This window comes from Lactiplantibacillus argentoratensis (assembly GCF_037290055.1).
GTDB lineage: Bacteria > Bacillota > Bacilli > Lactobacillales > Lactobacillaceae > Lactiplantibacillus > Lactiplantibacillus plantarum.
Map to the genome: position 1 here is coordinate 18840 of NZ_CP147647.1, position 18487 is coordinate 37326.

The 18487-nt window shown below is 47.3% G+C and carries 12 protein-coding genes; all 12 read left to right on the plus strand.

Annotated elements, in window-relative coordinates; genetic code table 11:
* Window positions 1-2 precede the first annotated feature (2 nt).
* The 12 genes from dnaB (at window position 3) to V7R88_RS00140 (ending at window position 18356) form a co-directional block, all read left to right on the plus strand.
* The gene (gene dnaB / locus V7R88_RS00085) at window positions 3-1430 is read left to right on the plus strand and encodes a replicative DNA helicase (protein WP_054395905.1); all 1428 of its coding nucleotides are present in this window, start codon (window positions 3-5) and stop codon (window positions 1428-1430) included.
* A gap of 222 nt (window positions 1431-1652) precedes the next feature.
* Window positions 1653-2876, plus strand: coding sequence for an MDR family MFS transporter (locus tag V7R88_RS00090; RefSeq protein ID WP_054395903.1), 1224 nt, complete (start codon window positions 1653-1655; stop codon window positions 2874-2876).
* A gap of 30 nt (window positions 2877-2906) precedes the next feature.
* The gene (gene proB, locus V7R88_RS00095; protein ID WP_054395935.1) at window positions 2907-3695 is read left to right on the plus strand and encodes a glutamate 5-kinase; all 789 of its coding nucleotides are present in this window, start codon (window positions 2907-2909) and stop codon (window positions 3693-3695) included.
* 18 nt (window positions 3696-3713) lie between these two features.
* Window positions 3714-4952: a glutamate-5-semialdehyde dehydrogenase gene (locus V7R88_RS00100; RefSeq protein ID WP_054395901.1), complete on the plus strand. Its 1239-nt coding sequence runs from the start codon at window positions 3714-3716 to the stop codon at window positions 4950-4952.
* Window positions 4953-5423: 471 nt separating this feature from the next.
* Window positions 5424-7040 carry a peptide ABC transporter substrate-binding protein gene (locus V7R88_RS00105; RefSeq protein ID WP_338816281.1) on the plus strand — a complete coding sequence of 539 codons (1617 nt, stop codon included), beginning with the start codon at window positions 5424-5426 and terminating at the stop codon, window positions 7038-7040.
* A 351-nt stretch (window positions 7041-7391) separates the two neighbouring features.
* Window positions 7392-9275 carry a 1,4-alpha-glucan branching protein GlgB gene (gene glgB / locus V7R88_RS00110; protein ID WP_225588319.1) on the plus strand — a complete coding sequence of 628 codons (1884 nt, stop codon included), beginning with the start codon at window positions 7392-7394 and terminating at the stop codon, window positions 9273-9275.
* Window positions 9265-10404 (plus strand): glucose-1-phosphate adenylyltransferase, encoded by a 1140-nt coding sequence (locus V7R88_RS00115; protein ID WP_003641645.1) that lies wholly within the window; start codon window positions 9265-9267, stop codon window positions 10402-10404. Before glgB ends, V7R88_RS00115 begins: the two co-directional genes overlap by 11 nt.
* Window positions 10401-11573: a glucose-1-phosphate adenylyltransferase subunit GlgD gene (gene glgD / locus V7R88_RS00120; protein ID WP_003641646.1), complete on the plus strand. Its 1173-nt coding sequence runs from the start codon at window positions 10401-10403 to the stop codon at window positions 11571-11573. Before V7R88_RS00115 ends, glgD begins: the two co-directional genes overlap by 4 nt.
* Window positions 11566-13005 carry a glycogen synthase GlgA gene (gene glgA, locus V7R88_RS00125; protein ID WP_054395891.1) on the plus strand — a complete coding sequence of 480 codons (1440 nt, stop codon included), beginning with the start codon at window positions 11566-11568 and terminating at the stop codon, window positions 13003-13005. The genes glgD and glgA overlap by 8 nt, the downstream gene beginning before the upstream one ends.
* A 19-nt stretch (window positions 13006-13024) precedes the next feature.
* On the plus strand, window positions 13025-15421 hold the full coding sequence (locus tag V7R88_RS00130) for a glycogen/starch/alpha-glucan phosphorylase (RefSeq protein WP_054395889.1): 2397 nt from the start codon (window positions 13025-13027) through the stop codon (window positions 15419-15421).
* 17 nt (window positions 15422-15438) lie between these two features.
* Window positions 15439-17256, plus strand: a complete 1818-nt coding sequence (locus V7R88_RS00135) for a glycoside hydrolase family 13 protein (RefSeq protein WP_214334348.1) — start codon at window positions 15439-15441, stop codon at window positions 17254-17256.
* Between the two features lie 332 nt (window positions 17257-17588).
* Window positions 17589-18356 carry a Cof-type HAD-IIB family hydrolase gene (locus tag V7R88_RS00140; protein ID WP_214334346.1) on the plus strand — a complete coding sequence of 256 codons (768 nt, stop codon included), beginning with the start codon at window positions 17589-17591 and terminating at the stop codon, window positions 18354-18356.
* Window positions 18357-18487 lie beyond the last annotated feature (131 nt).

Here is an 18487-nt window from a genome sequence, read left to right on the forward strand (position 1 = left end):
AAATGAACAACGATGTGCTGGATCAAACCCCACCACAAAATATTGAAGCTGAAAAGGCAGTCTTGGGGGCTATTTTCTTAAACAGTGATGCCCTCGTGGAAGCGATGGAGTTTGTCGAAGCGCAAGATTTCTATCGGCGCGCACATCAGATCATTTTTGCCAGCATGGTGACTTTAAATGACCGTGACGAGGCTATTGATGCGGTGACCGTTAGTGATTTATTAACGGCCCAAAATCAATTGGATGATGTTGGTGGGATGAGCTACATTGCTGAACTAGCTGGGTCCGTGCCGACTGCGGCTAACGCTGGCTACTATGCGAAAATCGTGGCGCAAAAAGCAACGGTGCGGCGGTTGATCAAGACGGCCACGGAGATTACGCAAAAGGCCTATACGGAAAATGATGACGTGACCACGTTATTAGATGACGCGGAACGCGATATCATGAACGTGTCTGAACAGCGTAACCAGAGTGGGTTTAAGTCGATTTCAGATGTGTTGAACGCGTCGATTGAAGAGATTGACCGCTTGTATCAAAATGACGATGACATTACTGGGTTACCGACTGGCTTTGCGGAGCTGGACAAGATGACCGCTGGCTTGCAACCAGATAACTTGATTATCTTAGCTGCTCGACCTGCCGTTGGTAAGACGGCCTTTGTCTTGAACATTGCCCAAAATGTGGCGACCAAAACGGATACGACAGTGGCCATTTTCAGTTTGGAAATGGGTGCCGAATCCTTAGTCAACCGGATGCTGTGTGCGGAAGGTAGTATTGACGCTGGCCATTTACGAACGGGACAATTGAACGAAGAAGAGTGGGAACACTTGGTGGTTGCCATGGGTAGTTTGTCCAAAGCGAGCATCTTTATTGATGATACTCCCGGAATCAAGATGTCAGAAATCCGGGCCAAAAGTCGCCGCTTAGCGAAAGAACAAGGTAACCTCGGCTTGATCGTGGTCGATTATTTACAATTGATCGAAGGTAGTAATACGGAAAGTCGGCAACAGGAAGTTTCCGAAATTTCGCGGCAAATGAAGAAACTGGCCAAGGAACTAGGTGTTCCAGTCATTGCCTTATCACAGCTATCTCGTGGTGTTGAACAACGGCAAGACAAGCGACCGGTGCTGTCCGATATTCGTGAATCGGGTTCGATCGAACAAGATGCTGACATCGTTGCCTTCCTATACCGGGAAGATTATTATGACCGCGAAGGCGGCGACGATGATGATGGCGGTAATTTTGGTGGCGGCGGTGGTGACTTTAAAGGCGGTGATCCGCGGGACGACGATGCCTCCGAGGATGTCGGTGAAGTTGAAGTAATCATCGAAAAGAACCGTGCTGGGGCGCGGGGAACGGTCAAACTATTATTTGTGAAACCATTTAATAAGTTCTCCTCAGTCTCTTATGCGCAGGATCCGCAGGCTTAATTGGCGCTAAACAATAAATCTGTTATCAAATCCCTCTTAAACTAATTAAGGGGGATTTTTTGTTTATCACGTACCGCGGACGTTTGTTTTCCGCCAATTGATTGGGCTAATACAATCGATTTTGCCGTGATAATGATGAGTCAGAGACACAAATGTCCCTGTTATTTTAAATAAAATTTGCTATGATGAAAAGTAGACAGATTTAATAATGGTGGTGATGGCGTGGCACAAAAGCAACTCATTAAAACGCCGTGGCTAATTGCCGGGCAATTTATGAATAACATTGGTATGAGCTTTATTTGGCCGTTAACAACGATTTACATGCACAATGTGTTAGGTAAATCGTTGACGGAGACTGGGATTGTCCTGATGCTCAATTCAGTCGCCAACGTTTTGGCAAGTACGATTGGCGGGCGTGTATTTGACCGCGGGAATCCTTATCACCTGTTACTGATGGGGATTACGTTGAACGGACTCGCGAACTTTGCCCTGATCTTTTTTCATGGATGGCCGTGGTATCCGATATTATTAGTCGTGACCGGGTTTGCTAGTGGCTGGCTAAACACGATGTTTAACGCTTTGGCCGCCAGTGTGCCCCGTGCTAAAGTGCGGCGCACGTTTACGTTGATGTACCTCGCTGCCAATCTTGGAGTCGTCTTCGGTACGATGCTGGTTGGTATCGTGTATAGCATGGGAATGGCCTTACTATTCTCAATGACTACGAGCCTCTTCGTGATTTTCTTGATTATTGCATTATTTGAATACAATGTGGACTCGTCGAATGTGACGGGGGTTGATCCGCGCCAAGGGCAAGATGTGCACTTGCCACGGGCCAACTTTCACATTGTTTGGACCTTCTTTATTAGTTTATTTATTATCTGGTTGCTGTACGAGCAGTGGGTCAGCAATTTATCCGTCTACATGACGAATCTAGGGATGCCGCTGCGAAATTACAGTTTTCTATGGACAATCAATGCAGGTTTACTGGTCCTTATTCAGAGCATTTTAAGTTTGCTAGGGGATCGGATTAAGAATTTATATAACCAGTTCTTCTTCGGCATGCTGTTCGTGGGCTTGTCATTTCTATCGCTTGTGATTGCACATGATTACCCACACTTTATCTTTGCTATGGTTTTATTGACGATTGGTGAAGCCACTTGGTCACCGGCCATGCCAACGCTAGTGAGTCAGTTGTCACCAGTTAGTGCTAAGGGGCGTTATCAGGGACTAGTACAAGCTTTTTGTGCGTTAGGGCGCTCGCTAGGACCGCTATTTGGTGGTGTGATCATCGACAATTGGTCTTATAAGGTACTGTTTTTGTTGGCATTTGTGGTCTTATTGATCGTTTTAGCAGTTAATATCGGCGTCGTCCGCCTTAATTTACGCAAAGCCGTCAATTATATGAAGACGGACGTTCAGACCGATGTTTCACGTGAAACAAAATAATTAGAGAAGTTGGTGGCAGTAGTGAAAGTGATGCGAAAACTAAAGGCTAAACGGGTCGTGATTAAAGTCGGAACAAGCACGTTAGTTTATCCGGATGGATCGATTAACTTACGGGCAATCGACCAATTAGCCTTTGTCATTAGTGCAATGCGACATCGTGGCCGTGAAGTTGTCTTAGTTTCATCAGGGGCAATCGGTGTTGGCTTGAATTATATGGGACTCAAGCAACGGCCAAAAGCAATCCCTGAACAACAGGCGATTGCGGCGATTGGGCAAACTGAATTGATTTCGATTTACAAAGAGCGCTTCGCCATTTATGAACAAAAAATTGGCCAGTTATTATTAACGCGTGATATTTTTGTGTATCCTAAGAGTCACCATAATGTGTTGAATACATTTGAGGCGCTATTAAAACAAAACGTGGTCCCAATTGTTAATGAAAATGATACGGTCGCGGTCGATGAATTGGATCATGAAACCAAGTTTGGTGATAACGATCAACTATCCGCAATCGTGGCCACGAATATCGGGGCGGATCTGCTAATCATGCTATCCGACATCGATGGCTTTTACGATGGTAATCCCAATGCGGATGCCCGAGCCCAATTATTAGGGCACATTGAGCAGGTTGATCAGCATACTTACGAGCTAGCTGGTGGTAGTGGCAGTCGGTTTGGTACTGGTGGGATGGTCACTAAGCTAAAAGCAGCAGAACGGATGATCGATGCGAATGGTCAAATGATTTTAGCCAATGGTGCGGATCCCGCAATTATTTTTCAGATTCTAGCAGGCGAACCAGTCGGAACGCTATTCGGTTAAGTTGAGGAGGTTATCAAAATGGCAGATTTAGAACAGTTGGGTCAACAGGCTCAACAAGCTAGCTATGCGCTGGGGTTACTTTCAACGGCGCAAAAAAATCAAGTGTTGACCGCAATGGCAACGGCGTTAACGAGCCATCAAGATGAGATATTGGCAGCTAATGCGCAGGATTTAGAGAACCCGCAAGTACCAGTTAAGTTTGTTGACCGGCTCCGGCTAACAGCAGACCGCATCCAGGATATGGCGACCGGACTCAAACAGGTCGTGAGTTTGCCAGATCCAATTGGAAATGTGGACCGCGCGTGGCGCAACGAGGCCGGGTTGATGATTGCCAAGGAACGGGTACCACTAGGTGTTATCGGCATGATTTTTGAAGCGCGCCCCAATGTGACGGTGGATGCATCAGCACTGTGTTTTAAAACCGGAAACGCTGTAATCTTACGTGGTGGTAAGGAAGCCCTTCACTCTAATCAAGCACTTGTCCAAGTCTTACGTGGTGCATTACGGGCCGAAGCGGTCGATGAGAATGCGATTCAACTGATTACGGATACGTCGCATGCGACTGCGGCTAAGTTCATGCAGCTCACTGATTACGTGGACGTCTTAATTCCGCGCGGGAGCGCCCGTTTGATTCAAACGGTGTTGGCTAAAGCAACGGTGCCCGTTATTGAAACGGGAGCCGGTAATTGTCACGTGTACGTGGACAAAGACGCGCAATTACAAATGGCCACCGATATCGTGATCAACGGGAAGGTTCAGCGGCCATCGGTTTGCAACGCCACTGAGAAGCTTCTAATTCATCGTGCGGTCGCGGCCGATTATTTACCTAGCATGATTCAGGCGCTTCGTGAACAAGGCGTAGAAGTACGCGGGGATGCCGCAACTCAAGCCATTGTTCCTGATGTGGTTCCGGCAACGGATGCGGACTGGGGAACGGAATATAATGATTTAATTATTGCGGTGAAAGTTGTTGATTCAGAAGCAGCGGCCATTACGCACATCAATCGTTACAATACCCAACATTCCGAAGCGATTGTGACGGATAATTATCAAGCTGGGAAGCTCTTCCAGCAACGGGTCAACGCAGCGTGTGTTTATATCAATGCTTCCACCCGGTTTACGGATGGCTTTGAATTTGGGTTTGGCGCTGAAATCGGGATTTCAACGCAGAAGTTACATGCCCGCGGTCCGATGGGATTAGCGGAATTAACATCTTATAAATACGTCATTGATGGCAATGGTCAGATTCGCCATTGATGAGCAAGTATCGTTATTAGTCAGTATCGGCTAATAGCGATTTTTTTATGGTCAATCACAGACGCGGCTTGTGGCGCGAGTCCGTAGCCGATATTGACTTCTGAGTTTAAAATTCCAACATAGCTGGGCTATTTTTGAGCTCGCGCACCGGGCGCTTGGAATTAAAAGCAGCAAACCAATTTCGGCCTGAATAGTGAAGGCACGATACCATGGTGGCTTAGCGTGCTGAGCGAAACTTTTAGTTGACAGATGTAAACTTAAAAGCTAATCTTATCTTAATTAGTCTTTAATCTAAGGGGAGGAATCATGATGATGAACGCAGGATCACAAAACGTTATGGTAGTCGTGAAAACCAGTAATTACCGGTTTACCACGGATAACGGAGGCTTACCGTTGATGTGTTGTTGTCGGCGCCAATCGAAGTATCGTTGCCAGTAACCGACATCATCGTTAAGTTAGGAGTCATCATTCATGAAAAAAAGAGTATGGATCAGCAGTATTGGTATTGTAGCCCTAGGATTAGTCTTAACTGGCTGCGGTAGCCAGCAGAGTAGTCAGCAGAAGACGTTGAACGTAACGGCGACCCAGTCGATTGCGACCGCCGATCCTAATAAGGCCGACGATATCGCTAGTCAGGCCGCTATTGCTCAGTTTATGGAAGGGTTGTACACGACTAACCAAAAGGGGAAAGTCGTGCCGGCAATTGCCAAGAAAGTCGTCAAACCGACTAATAATGGGAAGACCTATACCTTTAACTTACGGCACAATGCCAAGTGGTCGAATGGGAAAAAGGTCACGGCCGCTGACTTCGTTTATTCCGTGCAACGCCAGGTCGATCCGAATACCAAGTCACAGGAAGTCGGCCACGTTGCTGAAATCAAGAATGCAACGGCAATCACGGCTGGTAAGAAGGCGGTGAAGACTCTAGGCGTCAAAGCGTTGGGCAAGTATAAGTTACAAATTACGTTGCAACAGCGCGTGCCGTATTTCAACTATCGGTTAGCCACAGAAATCTATCCGTTAAATAAACAATTTACTGAGAAATACGGGAATAAGTATGGGACATCGTCAAAGCGGACCCTCTCTAACGGTCCCTATGTCTTGAAGAGCTGGAACGGGACGAATGACACGTGGAAATACGTGAAGAACCCGTATTATTATGATCGCAAGCAGGTTCGAATCAAGAATGTTAAGGTACAGACGGTCAAGAATAACAGTACGGCCGAGAACCTCTTCCAAAGCAATGGCGTTCAAGTTACCCAGATTACGGGTACCCAGGTATCGGCGGCTGAGCAAGGGTCACTAAAAAAACAGATGAAGATTACGAAGCTGAACCAACTCTACTTCATGTTGTGGAACCAGAAGCGTTCAGCATTGCAGAATACTGATTTACGGCGTGCTGTGAGTTACGCTTTGAATCGCCAGTCATTGGTTAAGAACGTTCTCAAAGACGGCTCAGTAGCGGCGACGTCATTAGTTCCTGCTGGCAATACCAAGAACCCGACAACGGGGAAAGATTTTAATACGGATACCGGAAATTTGTATCCATACAGTCCAGCAAAGGCTAAACCGTATTGGCAGAAGGCTCAGGCGAGCTTAGGAAAGCAAAAGTTAACCCTGCAATTATTGACGAACGATAATGATATTAATAAGTCGGTGGCAGAATATATTCAAGCTGCAATTGAGAAAAATCTTAGTGGTGTCACGGTCAATGTCAAGTCAGTACCACTGACAAATGAGATTTCAACCTTAAGCAAGGGTGACTTTGACTTTGCCACGTTGTCGTGGTCGAGTGATTTCCAAGATCCAGTTGATTTCTTGAATAAGGCTTCGATAACTAATTCTGTCAACTTTGGGAAGTTTAACAATGCGAAATATGAGCAATTAATCTCAACGATTACGGCCGATAAGCAGTCAACTAAGGCCCGATATCAGACGATGCAGCAAGCGGCTAAGCTAGTCGCTCAGCAACAGGGGGTCACACCAATTTATCAAACTGCTGCTGCTCACTTGATCAGTAACAAGGTTGGTGGGGTTCACTTCACATTGTTGAGAGACGCCCTTTATCGCTATGCTTACTGGAAGTAATCAGTCAGATAAATATTATTAATTTGATAGAAATGTAATTGAATAAATCAACTAGCCCGAAAAAACGCGTTTTTTCGGGCTTTTTTTGATGTTTTGGCAAACGGCGCAATAAAACGGATAACCACGGGCTTAACTGTGAATAGTTGTCCTGAATCAGTTTGCAGCGTTCTGGGTGACCAGTCATAATAATCGTTATCTTTTAGGGGTTTGTGCCCTGTTTGACCACTAAGTAAGGCGACCTTATCAAGGATAGGCAAACACCCTGTCACCTTCTTATAATAAGATTAATTTTATAAGCTGCTCAGTTAATCACATAGGGGGTGTGATGCTTTGGTTAAACAAACTACGGAAATGAATGATGCAAGTTACTTATTTAATACCGGCGCAGGATTTAATAGTCAGGATTACTTAGGCTGTCATTTGGCCGCATCTGGTCGGGCGGTATTTCGCGTCTGGGCGCCGCATGCTAAGGCGGTCGGGGTTGTTGGCGATTTTAATGACTGGCAACCAAGCGCACTAAAGTTATTAGGGGCGACTGGGATTTGGCAAGGACAAGTTCCGAACGTTCATGCGGGTCAGTTATACAAGTTTCAGATCACAACACCAACTGGCCAAGTGCAACTAAAGATTGACCCGTTTGCACAACAGTTCGAACGAAAACCGGGGGATGCGGCCGTAGTTGTTGCGCCGATGACGATGCGTTGGCACGATAGTTTGTGGCTAGCTCGCCGGAAGAAGTCGCGCGCTGCCAATCGGCCAATTAACATTTATGAGGTGCACTTAGGTTCGTGGCGCCGACATCTTGATGGTAGCTACGACACTTATGCAGAATTAGCCGCTGAACTGATTCCCTATGTGAAACGACTGGGTTATACCCACATTGAATTAATGCCCGTGATGGAACATTTGCTGGATGCGTCGTGGGGGTACCAGCAATTAGGGTACTTTGCGCCAACCAGTCGTTTCGGCGATCGCGACAGTTTTCTCAGCTTTGTTGACCAGTGTCATCAAGCGAATATCGGGGTATTCGTTGATTGGGTACCGGGTCACTTTATTCGCAATTATGATGCGTTGTACCAGTATGATGGTACGCCGACATTTGAATACGCTGATCCTGAGCGCGCGGATAACCGTCGTTGGGGCGCGTGGAATTTTGATCTCGGTAAGACGCAGGTTCAGAGTTTTCTGATTTCAAGCGCCGAATATTGGCTCGACCAGTGTCATCTAGATGGTTTGCGAGTGGATGCTGTCTCTAACATGTTGTATTGCGACTATGATGAAGGGCGCGAAGGGCAGGTTAATCAATATGGCGATAATCGTAATCTGGAAGGAATTGCGTTCTTAAAAAAGCTGAACACCACGATTTTAGCCCACCATCCCGATGTCTTGATGATTGCGGAAGAATCGTCCGCCTACCCGCAGGTTACGGGTTCGGTGGCCAATGGCGGATTGGGATTTAACTATAAGTGGAACATGGGGTGGATGCACGATACCCTGGATTTCTTCATGATGGATCCGTTATATCGGCACGACCACTTTAATCTACTGACATTTGCATTCGTGTACATGTTTGATGAGCGGTTTATCCTACCCTTCTCACATGATGAAGTCGTGCACGGCAAGAAATCCCTAATGCATAAGATGCCGGGGGATCGCTATAATCAGTTTGCTAATTTGCGGACGATGCTAACTTATATGGCTGCCTTCCCGGGAAAACAACTGAATTTTATGGGCTCAGAGTGGGGTCAGTTTCTAGAGTGGCGGGACTGGAGCGCGCTGGAATGGGTTGACTTAAAGGATGATCTCAACCATCGGATGCAACAGTTCACAACGCAACTGAACGCCATCTACCGGCACAATCGGCCGTTGTGGGAACAGGACCACGATCCTGCGGGGATTATTTATACGCATACCGATGACCCCGATAGTTCAACTATGGGATTTATCCGGCAAGCCAAGCGGAAATACAGTTTTGTCGTGGCGGCCTTCAACTTTGTCCCCGTCGAACGGCAAAATTATCGAATCGGCGTGCCGTATCGTGGCCATTACGAATTATTGCTCAATACTGAGGCACAGGCATTTGGCGGCACGTGGACGAAACTAGAGACGACGTTTACGGCGGTCGATGAGCCGTATCGGGGGCAACCAGCTAGTTTTACCGTGACCTTGCCGGCGATGGGTGCATTGTTGATTCGACCAGTTAAAGTGATAGGGGGAGTTAAGCATGCAAGATGAAATGTTAGGGATTATTTTAGCGGGCGGTCAGGGCACCCGGCTTGGTAAGTTGACGAAGGATACGGCTAAGCCCGCCGTGCCATTCGGCGGTCGTTATCGAATTATTGATTTTACACTCAGCAACTGTGCTAACTCGGGTGTGAATACCGTTGGGGTTATCACGCAATATCAACCCCTAGAACTGAATGCACATATTGGTAGCGGTGCGAGCTGGGGCTTTGATAGCTTAAATGGTGGGGTGACGGTTTTACAACCATACTCGTCTAGTGAAGGTGAGAAGTTCTTTCAAGGGACGGCGCACGCCATTTATCAAAATATTGAATATATTGATCAACAAGACCCCAAGTACCTGCTCGTCTTATCTGGCGATCATATTTATAAGATGGATTATGACGCTATGCTGAAATATCATCAGGAGAAGAAGGCTTCGTTGACCGTTGGGGTGATCCACGTGACTAACGAAGAAGCCAAACGCTTTGGCATGATGAATACGGATGCGACGGATCGAATCATTGAGTTTGAGGAAAAACCGGAACATCCTAAGAGTGATAAAGCCTCGATGGGCATTTATATCTTCAATTGGCCGACTTTGCGGGATTACTTAGTTAAGAGTTATGCTACCGATAAGTCACTTGAAGACTTTGGTAAAAATGTCATTCCATCATACCTAGCCAATAATGAATCCGTTTACGCTTATGCTTTTAAGGGTTACTGGCGAGATGTTGGAACGATTAAGAGCCTGTGGCAAGCCAATATGGAATTCCTATCGCCCCATAACCGGTTAAATATCGGCGATCGTTACTGGCGAATTTACTCTAAAGCAGAGGTGCTACCACCGATGTTTTTGACGGAAACGAGCCAGGTCAATAATGCCATGGTCGTTGATAGTTGTTACGTTGCGGGCGAAATTGATCATTCAATCTTATCGCAACGCGTGTCAGTTGGGATGGGTAGTCGCGTGGTTGACAGTATGATTATGCCCGGTGCAACGATTGGAAAAAATGTGGTGATTGACCACGCATTGATTGGCGAAGATGCAGTGATTGGTGATGATGCCCAGATTATTGGTACGACTGATAAGATTGCAGTTGTTGGGTATCACGAAACGATGGGGGTGGAACAACCATGAGACGTGAACAAGTGAGTGCCATTATTAATTTACTGGAACCAAGTGACGCGTTACAACCATTGACTGCAGTTCGGCCAGTTGGCATGTTACCCTTTGGTGGTCGTTATCGGTTGGTTGATTTTCAATTATCGAGTGTCATCAATGCGGGGATTCAAAATGTGATGGTGACGGTCCCGCGGTCAGGGCGTTCCGTGGCTGACCATTTGCGTAGCGGGCGTGACTGGAGCCTGAACACAATTCGCGGCGGCCTATTCTTGTCCCCATACAATGACTTGAAATTAGTGGCGCCAGAAAAGAAGGCCGCATTACTGCACCATTACTATGATAATTCGATTCAGTTTCTGAAATGCAGCCAGAGTGAGTACTCGGTAGTGATGAGTACTCGCAATGTCGGTAATATTGATTTAAAGGCGCTACTACGGTATCACGAGGAACGTAACAGTCCCGTGACGGCGGTTTATAAGCGCGTTGATCCAGCTAGTTTGATTCCCGAAAATACAATCTTACAATTGACTGCTAAGGGAGAAGCAACGGCGGTCGTTCCGATGAGCAAGGCCAAGATTAGCCCGAAGACGAAACAAGTTGCCAAGAGCATGGCTATTTACTTGATGAGTACGGTCGATTTAATCGAATTATTGCAGTCGGCCAATCAACGGGGTGACATGATCAGCCTAGAGGAATTGATGCGGCAAGCAGTCATCCAACATAACGCTAATGCTTTTGAATATACGGGCTTTCAGGCGAATATTCATGATATCAACAGCTACTTTGCGGCCAATATGGCCGTTTTGGATGAAGCTAATTTCCGAGCGTTATTCTACAGTTCGCGCCGTATTTACACCAAGGTCAAAAATGAAATCCCGACGTTCTTTGCGACTGGTTCACAGTGTCGTGATAGTTTATGTGGTACTGGGGGCTATATTGAAGGGCAACTTGACCACTCCGTCATCTTCCGGGACGTACTGATTAATCGTGATAGCCAAGTTAAAAATGCCATCATTATGCAGGGGGCCCGGATCGGTGCCGGTTGTAAGCTAGAAAACGTCATTATCGATAAAGACGCTGTAATTGGGCCCAACTTAGTGCTTAAAGGCACTTCAACGACACCGTTAGTCATCAGCAAAGGGCAGCACGTCTTTCAACAAGCGGAGGTGGCCGTACATGACTAGGGTATTATTCGCGGCGGCAGAAGCGGCCCCTTTCTATAAGACTGGCGGTTTGGGTGACGTTAGTATGGCGTTGCCGCGCGCCTTGCAAGCAGAAGGAATCGAGACGCGCGTCGTGATTCCGTATTACCCTCACCAGATGCCGACCGAATATCAGCAGCAGTTAGTGCCAGTGACGCATTTTACTGTTCAAGTGGGTGAACGTGCAATGTATTGCGGTATTAAAACTCTGACAGTCGCGCACGTTCAGTATTATCTAATTGATAATTTAGATTATTTTGGCCGGGACGGATTGTATGGTTATTGGGATGATGGTGAACGCTTTGCCTTCTTTCAGATGGCGGTTTGTGAAATGATGGAGCGGATCGATTATATTCCGGATGTTTTACAACTCAACGATTGGCATACGGCGTTTATTCCTGTCTTGCTAGCCGAAAAGTACTATTGGATCGAAGCGTATCGTGATATTAAAACGGTGCTGACGATTCATAATTTACAGTTTCAAGGTGTCTATGATCCGATTATTTTGGACAGTCTCTTTCGAATCGGCACTGAGACATACACCGAAGCTGGCGTGGCGTTTTACGATCAAGTGAATTGGCTGAAGGGCGGTATTAACTTTGCAGATGCCGTTAATACCGTGTCACCGACCTACGCACAAGAGATCCAGACACCAGCTTTTGGGGAACGCCTCGACGGGGTGCTGCGTGCCAATCGGTACAAACTGAGTGGGATTCTTAATGGCATTGATATGCAATTATACGATCCCGCAACCGACCTGGCACTAACGGCGAATTATTCGGCTAAAGATTTGAAACCTAAGCGTCAGAATAAACGTGCCTTACAGCGCCGATTAGGGTTGCCTGTCAAAAACGTGCCGGTATTGGCAGTCGTTTCTCGGTTAACGAAGCAAAAGGGCATCGACCTCTTGTTAGATGCATTGAATCCATTCTTGCAGCAACAAGATGTGCAACTCATTGTTTTGGGAACGGGTGACCCAGCATTGGAACGCGCGTTACGCACCTATCAGTCGGCGTATCCGCAAAAGGTGGTCGCCGCGATTCAATTTGATACCCAGCTGGCCCAGCAAATCTATGCGGGCAGTGACATTTTCCTCATGCCTTCTGCCTTTGAACCGTGTGGCTTGTCGCAGATGATGGCGATGCATTACGGGACGTTACCAATCGTGCACGCGGTCGGTGGATTACGGGACACGGTCATTCCGTACAATCGCTATACCGGTCAGGGAACCGGCTTTAGCTTTGACGACTACCAGCCAGCGGTCCTACGTAAAATTATGGTTCTAGCCGTGACCTTATATCGACAGCGACCACTGGTTTGGCGGCAGCTGCAACACCAAGCAATGACTTGTGACTTTGGCTGGGAATATTCTGCACAGCAGTACCGTGCGACTTATCAGAAGCTAATGCGTTAGGTTTGATGGGGGTGTGAATTTGAAATTAACGTGTGCGCAATTTAAAAAGGATTTTTTAAGTGAAATTGAGACTTTGTATTCAACATCGCTGAGTGACACCTCGACGATTGGGCAATTTATTGCACTGGGACAGCTAGTGCGGCGCTATAACAGTCAGAGTTGGACCCGAACAGCTAAATTTTACCGTGATCATCATCAGAAACAAGTCTATTATTTTTCCATCGAGTTCTTGCCGGGACGCTTGCTCGCTTCTAATTTGTTGAATCTCAACTTATTGACGACGGTCAAAAAAGGGTTAACGGAATTAGGCCTGGACTTTGAGACAATCAGTCAGGCGGAACCTGATCCGGCGCTTGGTAACGGGGGCTTAGGTCGCTTGGCAGCGTGCTATATGGACGCGATGGCTAGTTTGAAGATTGCCGGCAACGGTAACGGCATCCGCTATCGTTACGGCTTGTTCAAGCAAGTCTTCATGGATGGCTATCAAGTCGAATTACCCGACGATTGGCTCCATCATGGCAACGTGTGGGAGACCCGGCGCGATAACAAGAGCTGCATCGTCCAGTTCGGCGGCAATGTGTGGTTACAACCGCAAGCGGATGGTAGCTTACAACCGCAATCTGAAAATACGGAAGACGTGCTAGCGGTTCCTTACGACGTTGGGATCGTCGGGTATCACAACGATATTACGAACACCTTGCGTTTGTGGTCCGCGGAGTTACCACCTAGTGCGACCTATTCTTCGCAGGATCAGCGTGATCGAATCAGTGAGATCACCAAGGTCTTGTATCCCGACGATTCTAATTCGGCCGGGCAACAACTGCGATTACGCCAAGAATACTTTTTCTCTTCTGCGGGTGTTCAAAGTATCGTGCGTGATTTTTGTGCGACGCACCATGGCATCAAATTATTAGGCAAAAAGGTCGCAATTCACATTAATGATACGCACCCGACGTTAGTCATCCCTGAAATGATGCGGCTATTAATGGATGAACACCACTGTTCATGGGAAGTCGCGTGGACGTTAACGACGCAAGTCATGAGTTACACGAACCATACGATTTTACAAGAAGCCCTCGAGACTTGGCCAATCGATATGTTTAAAAACCTGCTACCTCGGATTTATCAGATTATTGCGGAAATCGACCGGCGCTACCGGGAACAACAAACGCCGATTTTTGGCAAAGCGCTCGTTGATCAGACGGCGCCTTTAGGCAACGGACAAGTACGGATGGCCTACCTAGCTGTGATCGGGAGTCACAGTGTGAACGGTGTCGCGCCACTGCATACGGAATTACTGAAAACGGATGTGTTACGGGGCCTGTATCAAGTTTATCCGGAGCGGTTTAATAATAAGACGAATGGCATTGCAACCCGCCGGTGGGTTCAATTGGCGAACCAGCCGTTAGCACAACTGATTGATCAGACGATCGGAACGGACTGGCGGCGACAACCGGATTTATTACAGACACTATTACCGTATCAACAAGATGACCACTTTTTGTACCAGTTAGGGCAGGTTAAACTGACTAATAAACAGGCTTTAGCTGCGTACGTTCAGCGTACTATGGGGATCAAGATTCGCACCGATGCGATTTACGATGTTCAAATCAAACGGTTGCATGCTTATAAGCGGCAACTCCTACACGTCTTTGAAATCTTGCGCGAGTATTTTGCCATTAAGGATCATCCGCAACAGCCAGTCGTGCCGCGCGTCCACATTTTTGGGGCGAAGGCGGCTCCTAGTTATCACTATGCCAAGGCGATTATCAAACTCATTAATGTCGTCGCTGACATGGTGAATCAGGACCCGGCGATTGGTGATCGGTTAAAGGTCGTCTTCATTCCCAACTACGGTGTCTCCATTGCCGAACTGATCATTCCCGCCGCTGACGTTAGCGAGCAGATTTCAACGGCCTCTAAGGAAGCGTCAGGGACTAGTAACATGAAACTGATGGCCAACGGTGCGTTATCATTGGCAACGTATGACGGTGCCAATATCGACATTATGCAAGCGGCGGGTGCTGAAAATGAATACCCGTTTGGGCTCAAAGTCAACGAAGTGTACGACTATTATCATCGTGGTAACTACCATGCCACCGATTTTTACAATGCTGATCCTGAATTAAAACGGCTCTTAGATAGTTTGGTCGATGGCACGATTCCGGGAATTCCAACGGTTGGCCGGGAGATCTATGATTCATTACTGCGGTATAACGATGAGTTCTTTGTCTTAGCTGATTACCGGGCCTACGTCATCCAACAGCAGCAGATCAGTCATGATTTTCAAAATCAACCCACTTGGCAACAGCGCTCGTTAGCGAACATTGCCGCTTCGGGACACTTTGCCGCGGACTTAGCAGTGGCGCGGTATGCCGACGATATTTGGCAAGTGCCCCACGAACGACTGAATTAAGAAAGGAAGGGTGACGGATGCAGGTAACGTATAACTCATTTTTACCCACGTATAAGACGCCCTTTGGTGCCGTGACCTGTCAGACGCCCGTTCAATTCACGCTCAGCGTTCAGACGGTAACGCCGGTTAAACAGATTGATTTGTGTGTGGCCCATGATGGTCAGTGGGACGACGAACAAGCCTTACCGCTACACCCGATTAGTCCCACGATGTACACGACGACGTTTATACCGACCCAGGTTGGCCTGTACTTTTACTATTTTCGAATCGAAACGGCGACCACGACTGCTTATTATGGTTGCGTAGACGGTGGTTATGGTGGCCCGGGTGTCCAATACGTCCTGCGTGAGCATGTTCAAATGTATCAATTGACGATTTTAAAGGCGGTAGAGACGCTGCCAAAATGGTATCGTGAAGGGGTCGCTTATCAGATCTTCGTTGACCGCTTCAATAATGGCAACGCGGATGGCCACGTCAATGCCCCCAAGCCGAATAGCTTTATTTATGGGCAGTTAACGGACCGGCCACTATACGTACGGGATGAACACCGAGCGATTTTGCGCTGGGACTTTTACGGTGGCAACTTGCGGGGCATTATTGCTAAGATTCCATATTTACAGCGGCTCGGTGTGACAATTATTTATTTGACGCCGATTTTTGAAGCTAGCAGTAATCATCGGTATGATACGGGTGACTATCTGAAAATCGATCCAGTCGTCGGCGATTTGACAGATTTTGATGACCTGGTCACGGCTTTACACCAAGCTGGCATGCGGCTGATTTTAGACGGCGTTTTTAACCATGTCGGGGTGGATTCTAAGTATTTCAATCAAGCGGGCCATTACCCAACGGTCGGTGCAACGCAGTCGATTACGAGTCCGTACTATTCGTGGTTCACGTTCATTCATTATCCCCACGACTATGATAGCTGGTGGGGGATTCGAGATTTGCCGACCGTCGATAAGGACGACCCGACATACCGCGACTTTATCTTTGGTAAACCCGATTCGGTCATCGATTACTGGACGCAACGCGGGGTGGATGGCTGGCGCCTAGATGTCGCGGATGAGTTGCCAGACGATTTCATTGCTGGAATTCGACGGACGCTTGACCGTTACCCAGATAAGGTTTTGATCGGTGAAGTTTGGGAAGATGCCTCTCATAAATTAGCGTATGGGATGCGCCGGCACTACTTAGAGGGCGGCGGCTTACAGGCTGTCATGAACTATCCGCTCCGCCGCTTGATTATACGGGTTTTAAACGGTACGCTAACGCCAGCGGAATGGTGGCGCGAATTAATGACGCTCAAGGAAAACTATCCCGCTACCACGTTTCATTTTAACTTCAATAACATCGGCAGCCATGATACGCCTAGAATCCTGACCATGTTGGCTGAAGATCGCCAACGCCTGCGCCTGGCCGTTCAGTTACTCTTGACCCTTCCAGGTGTACCATGCCTATACTACGGTGATGAGGCGCTGATGATGGGGGGGAAAGATCCCGATAACCGGGCATTCTATCCGTGGCAGGATGCGGATCAAGCGCAAGTTCAGTTTGTCGCTGACTGGGCGAATTGGCGGCAGCGGCACCCGTGGTTAAATACGGCCCACTTTATCCCGTTTTACCTGGCGGATTATGGCATTGGCTACCTTTATTGGCAAGCTGATCAGACCGTCATGGTAATCGTCAATGTGACTACTGAGCCGCGAACCATGACGAGTCACGATTTAAAGTTGAGTGGTGTGCCATTGAAGTTAGCGCAAGCGATTCAACACTGCCTTGTCACGCAGATGCTAGGTGGTACACAATTGCGCCTTATTGAAAACTTTACCTAATTTTTACAAGAACTTGATGATTGTTCGTTCGGTTCAGCCGTATAGTATAATTGTACTTTTTAATAGCACCCCGCTATTGATTATGTATTACGAAGTACTCATCGATCCTTAATGAGACGTAGGAATATTGGTGCGTGGCTTTCCTTGATTGGTCACGCATCTTTTTTGCGCTCATAAACAGAATGTCTGCGTTGTTCAGATGAGGTGCTTATAATAAAAGTAAACACTAACGCTCTTTGGTGGTGATTTTAAATTTACGCCATTATGAAGGCAGTTAGGGTGTGGGCAACGCTGGTTATTGGCCAGTGACTGATTAATTAGGAGGTAATTGGTTGTATCAAGCAGTAGTGTTTTTTGATTTGGATGGAACGTTAATGCAGGACGATAAGACGGTTGCAACTAGTAGCGTGCGGGCAATCCAGCAACTACGAGCTAATCATATCTTGCCCGTCATTGCCACGGGTCGCAACGTATTCGAAGTTCAAGACGTGATGGCAGCGACGGGGATCGATTCGATCGTCAGTGCGAATGGGAGTTACGTTGCGTACCAAGGGCAGTTTTTGAGTGCACACGAACTGGATAAGGATCTTCTGACCGATATTACTCACTTTGCCAATCGTCAACAGAATGCGCTAGCTTATTATAATAACGCCGGTTTTGCGTTAAGCCATCGCGATGCATTGACGACTAGCAATTATCGGGCGCTCAGACAAACGGCCCGGGTGATACCCAACTTTTATCAACATCAACATATTAATTTCTTACTGACGTTTGATTCGTTGAACGCAGCGCAATATCAGCAGCGGTATCGAGGCCGACTACACTTTGTTCGGAATAATCCACGGGCGCTGGATACTATGCAATGGGGCGTCTCCAAGGCGGTTGGAATTCAGGATATCTTAACCAAGGCGCATTTAACTAAGGTACCGACCTATGCGTTTGGTGATCAATTAAATGATATTGAGATGTTCCGCATGGTCCAGACACCGATTGCAATGGGCAATGGTCATCCGCGGGTCAAACAACTCGCGCGCTACGTGACCGCTGACAACATGCACGACGGGATCGCTAAAGGATTACGACATTTTGAGTTGATTTGAGAACTGGCCGCCAGCTGAGTCTTGATGAGGCTTCAGTGAGCAATGTACCTGATAGGCCGGCGGGATTAATAATCGATTGAAACAAAATAAACCGGATTTGGTAACCATGACGTGGTCACTAAATCCGGTTT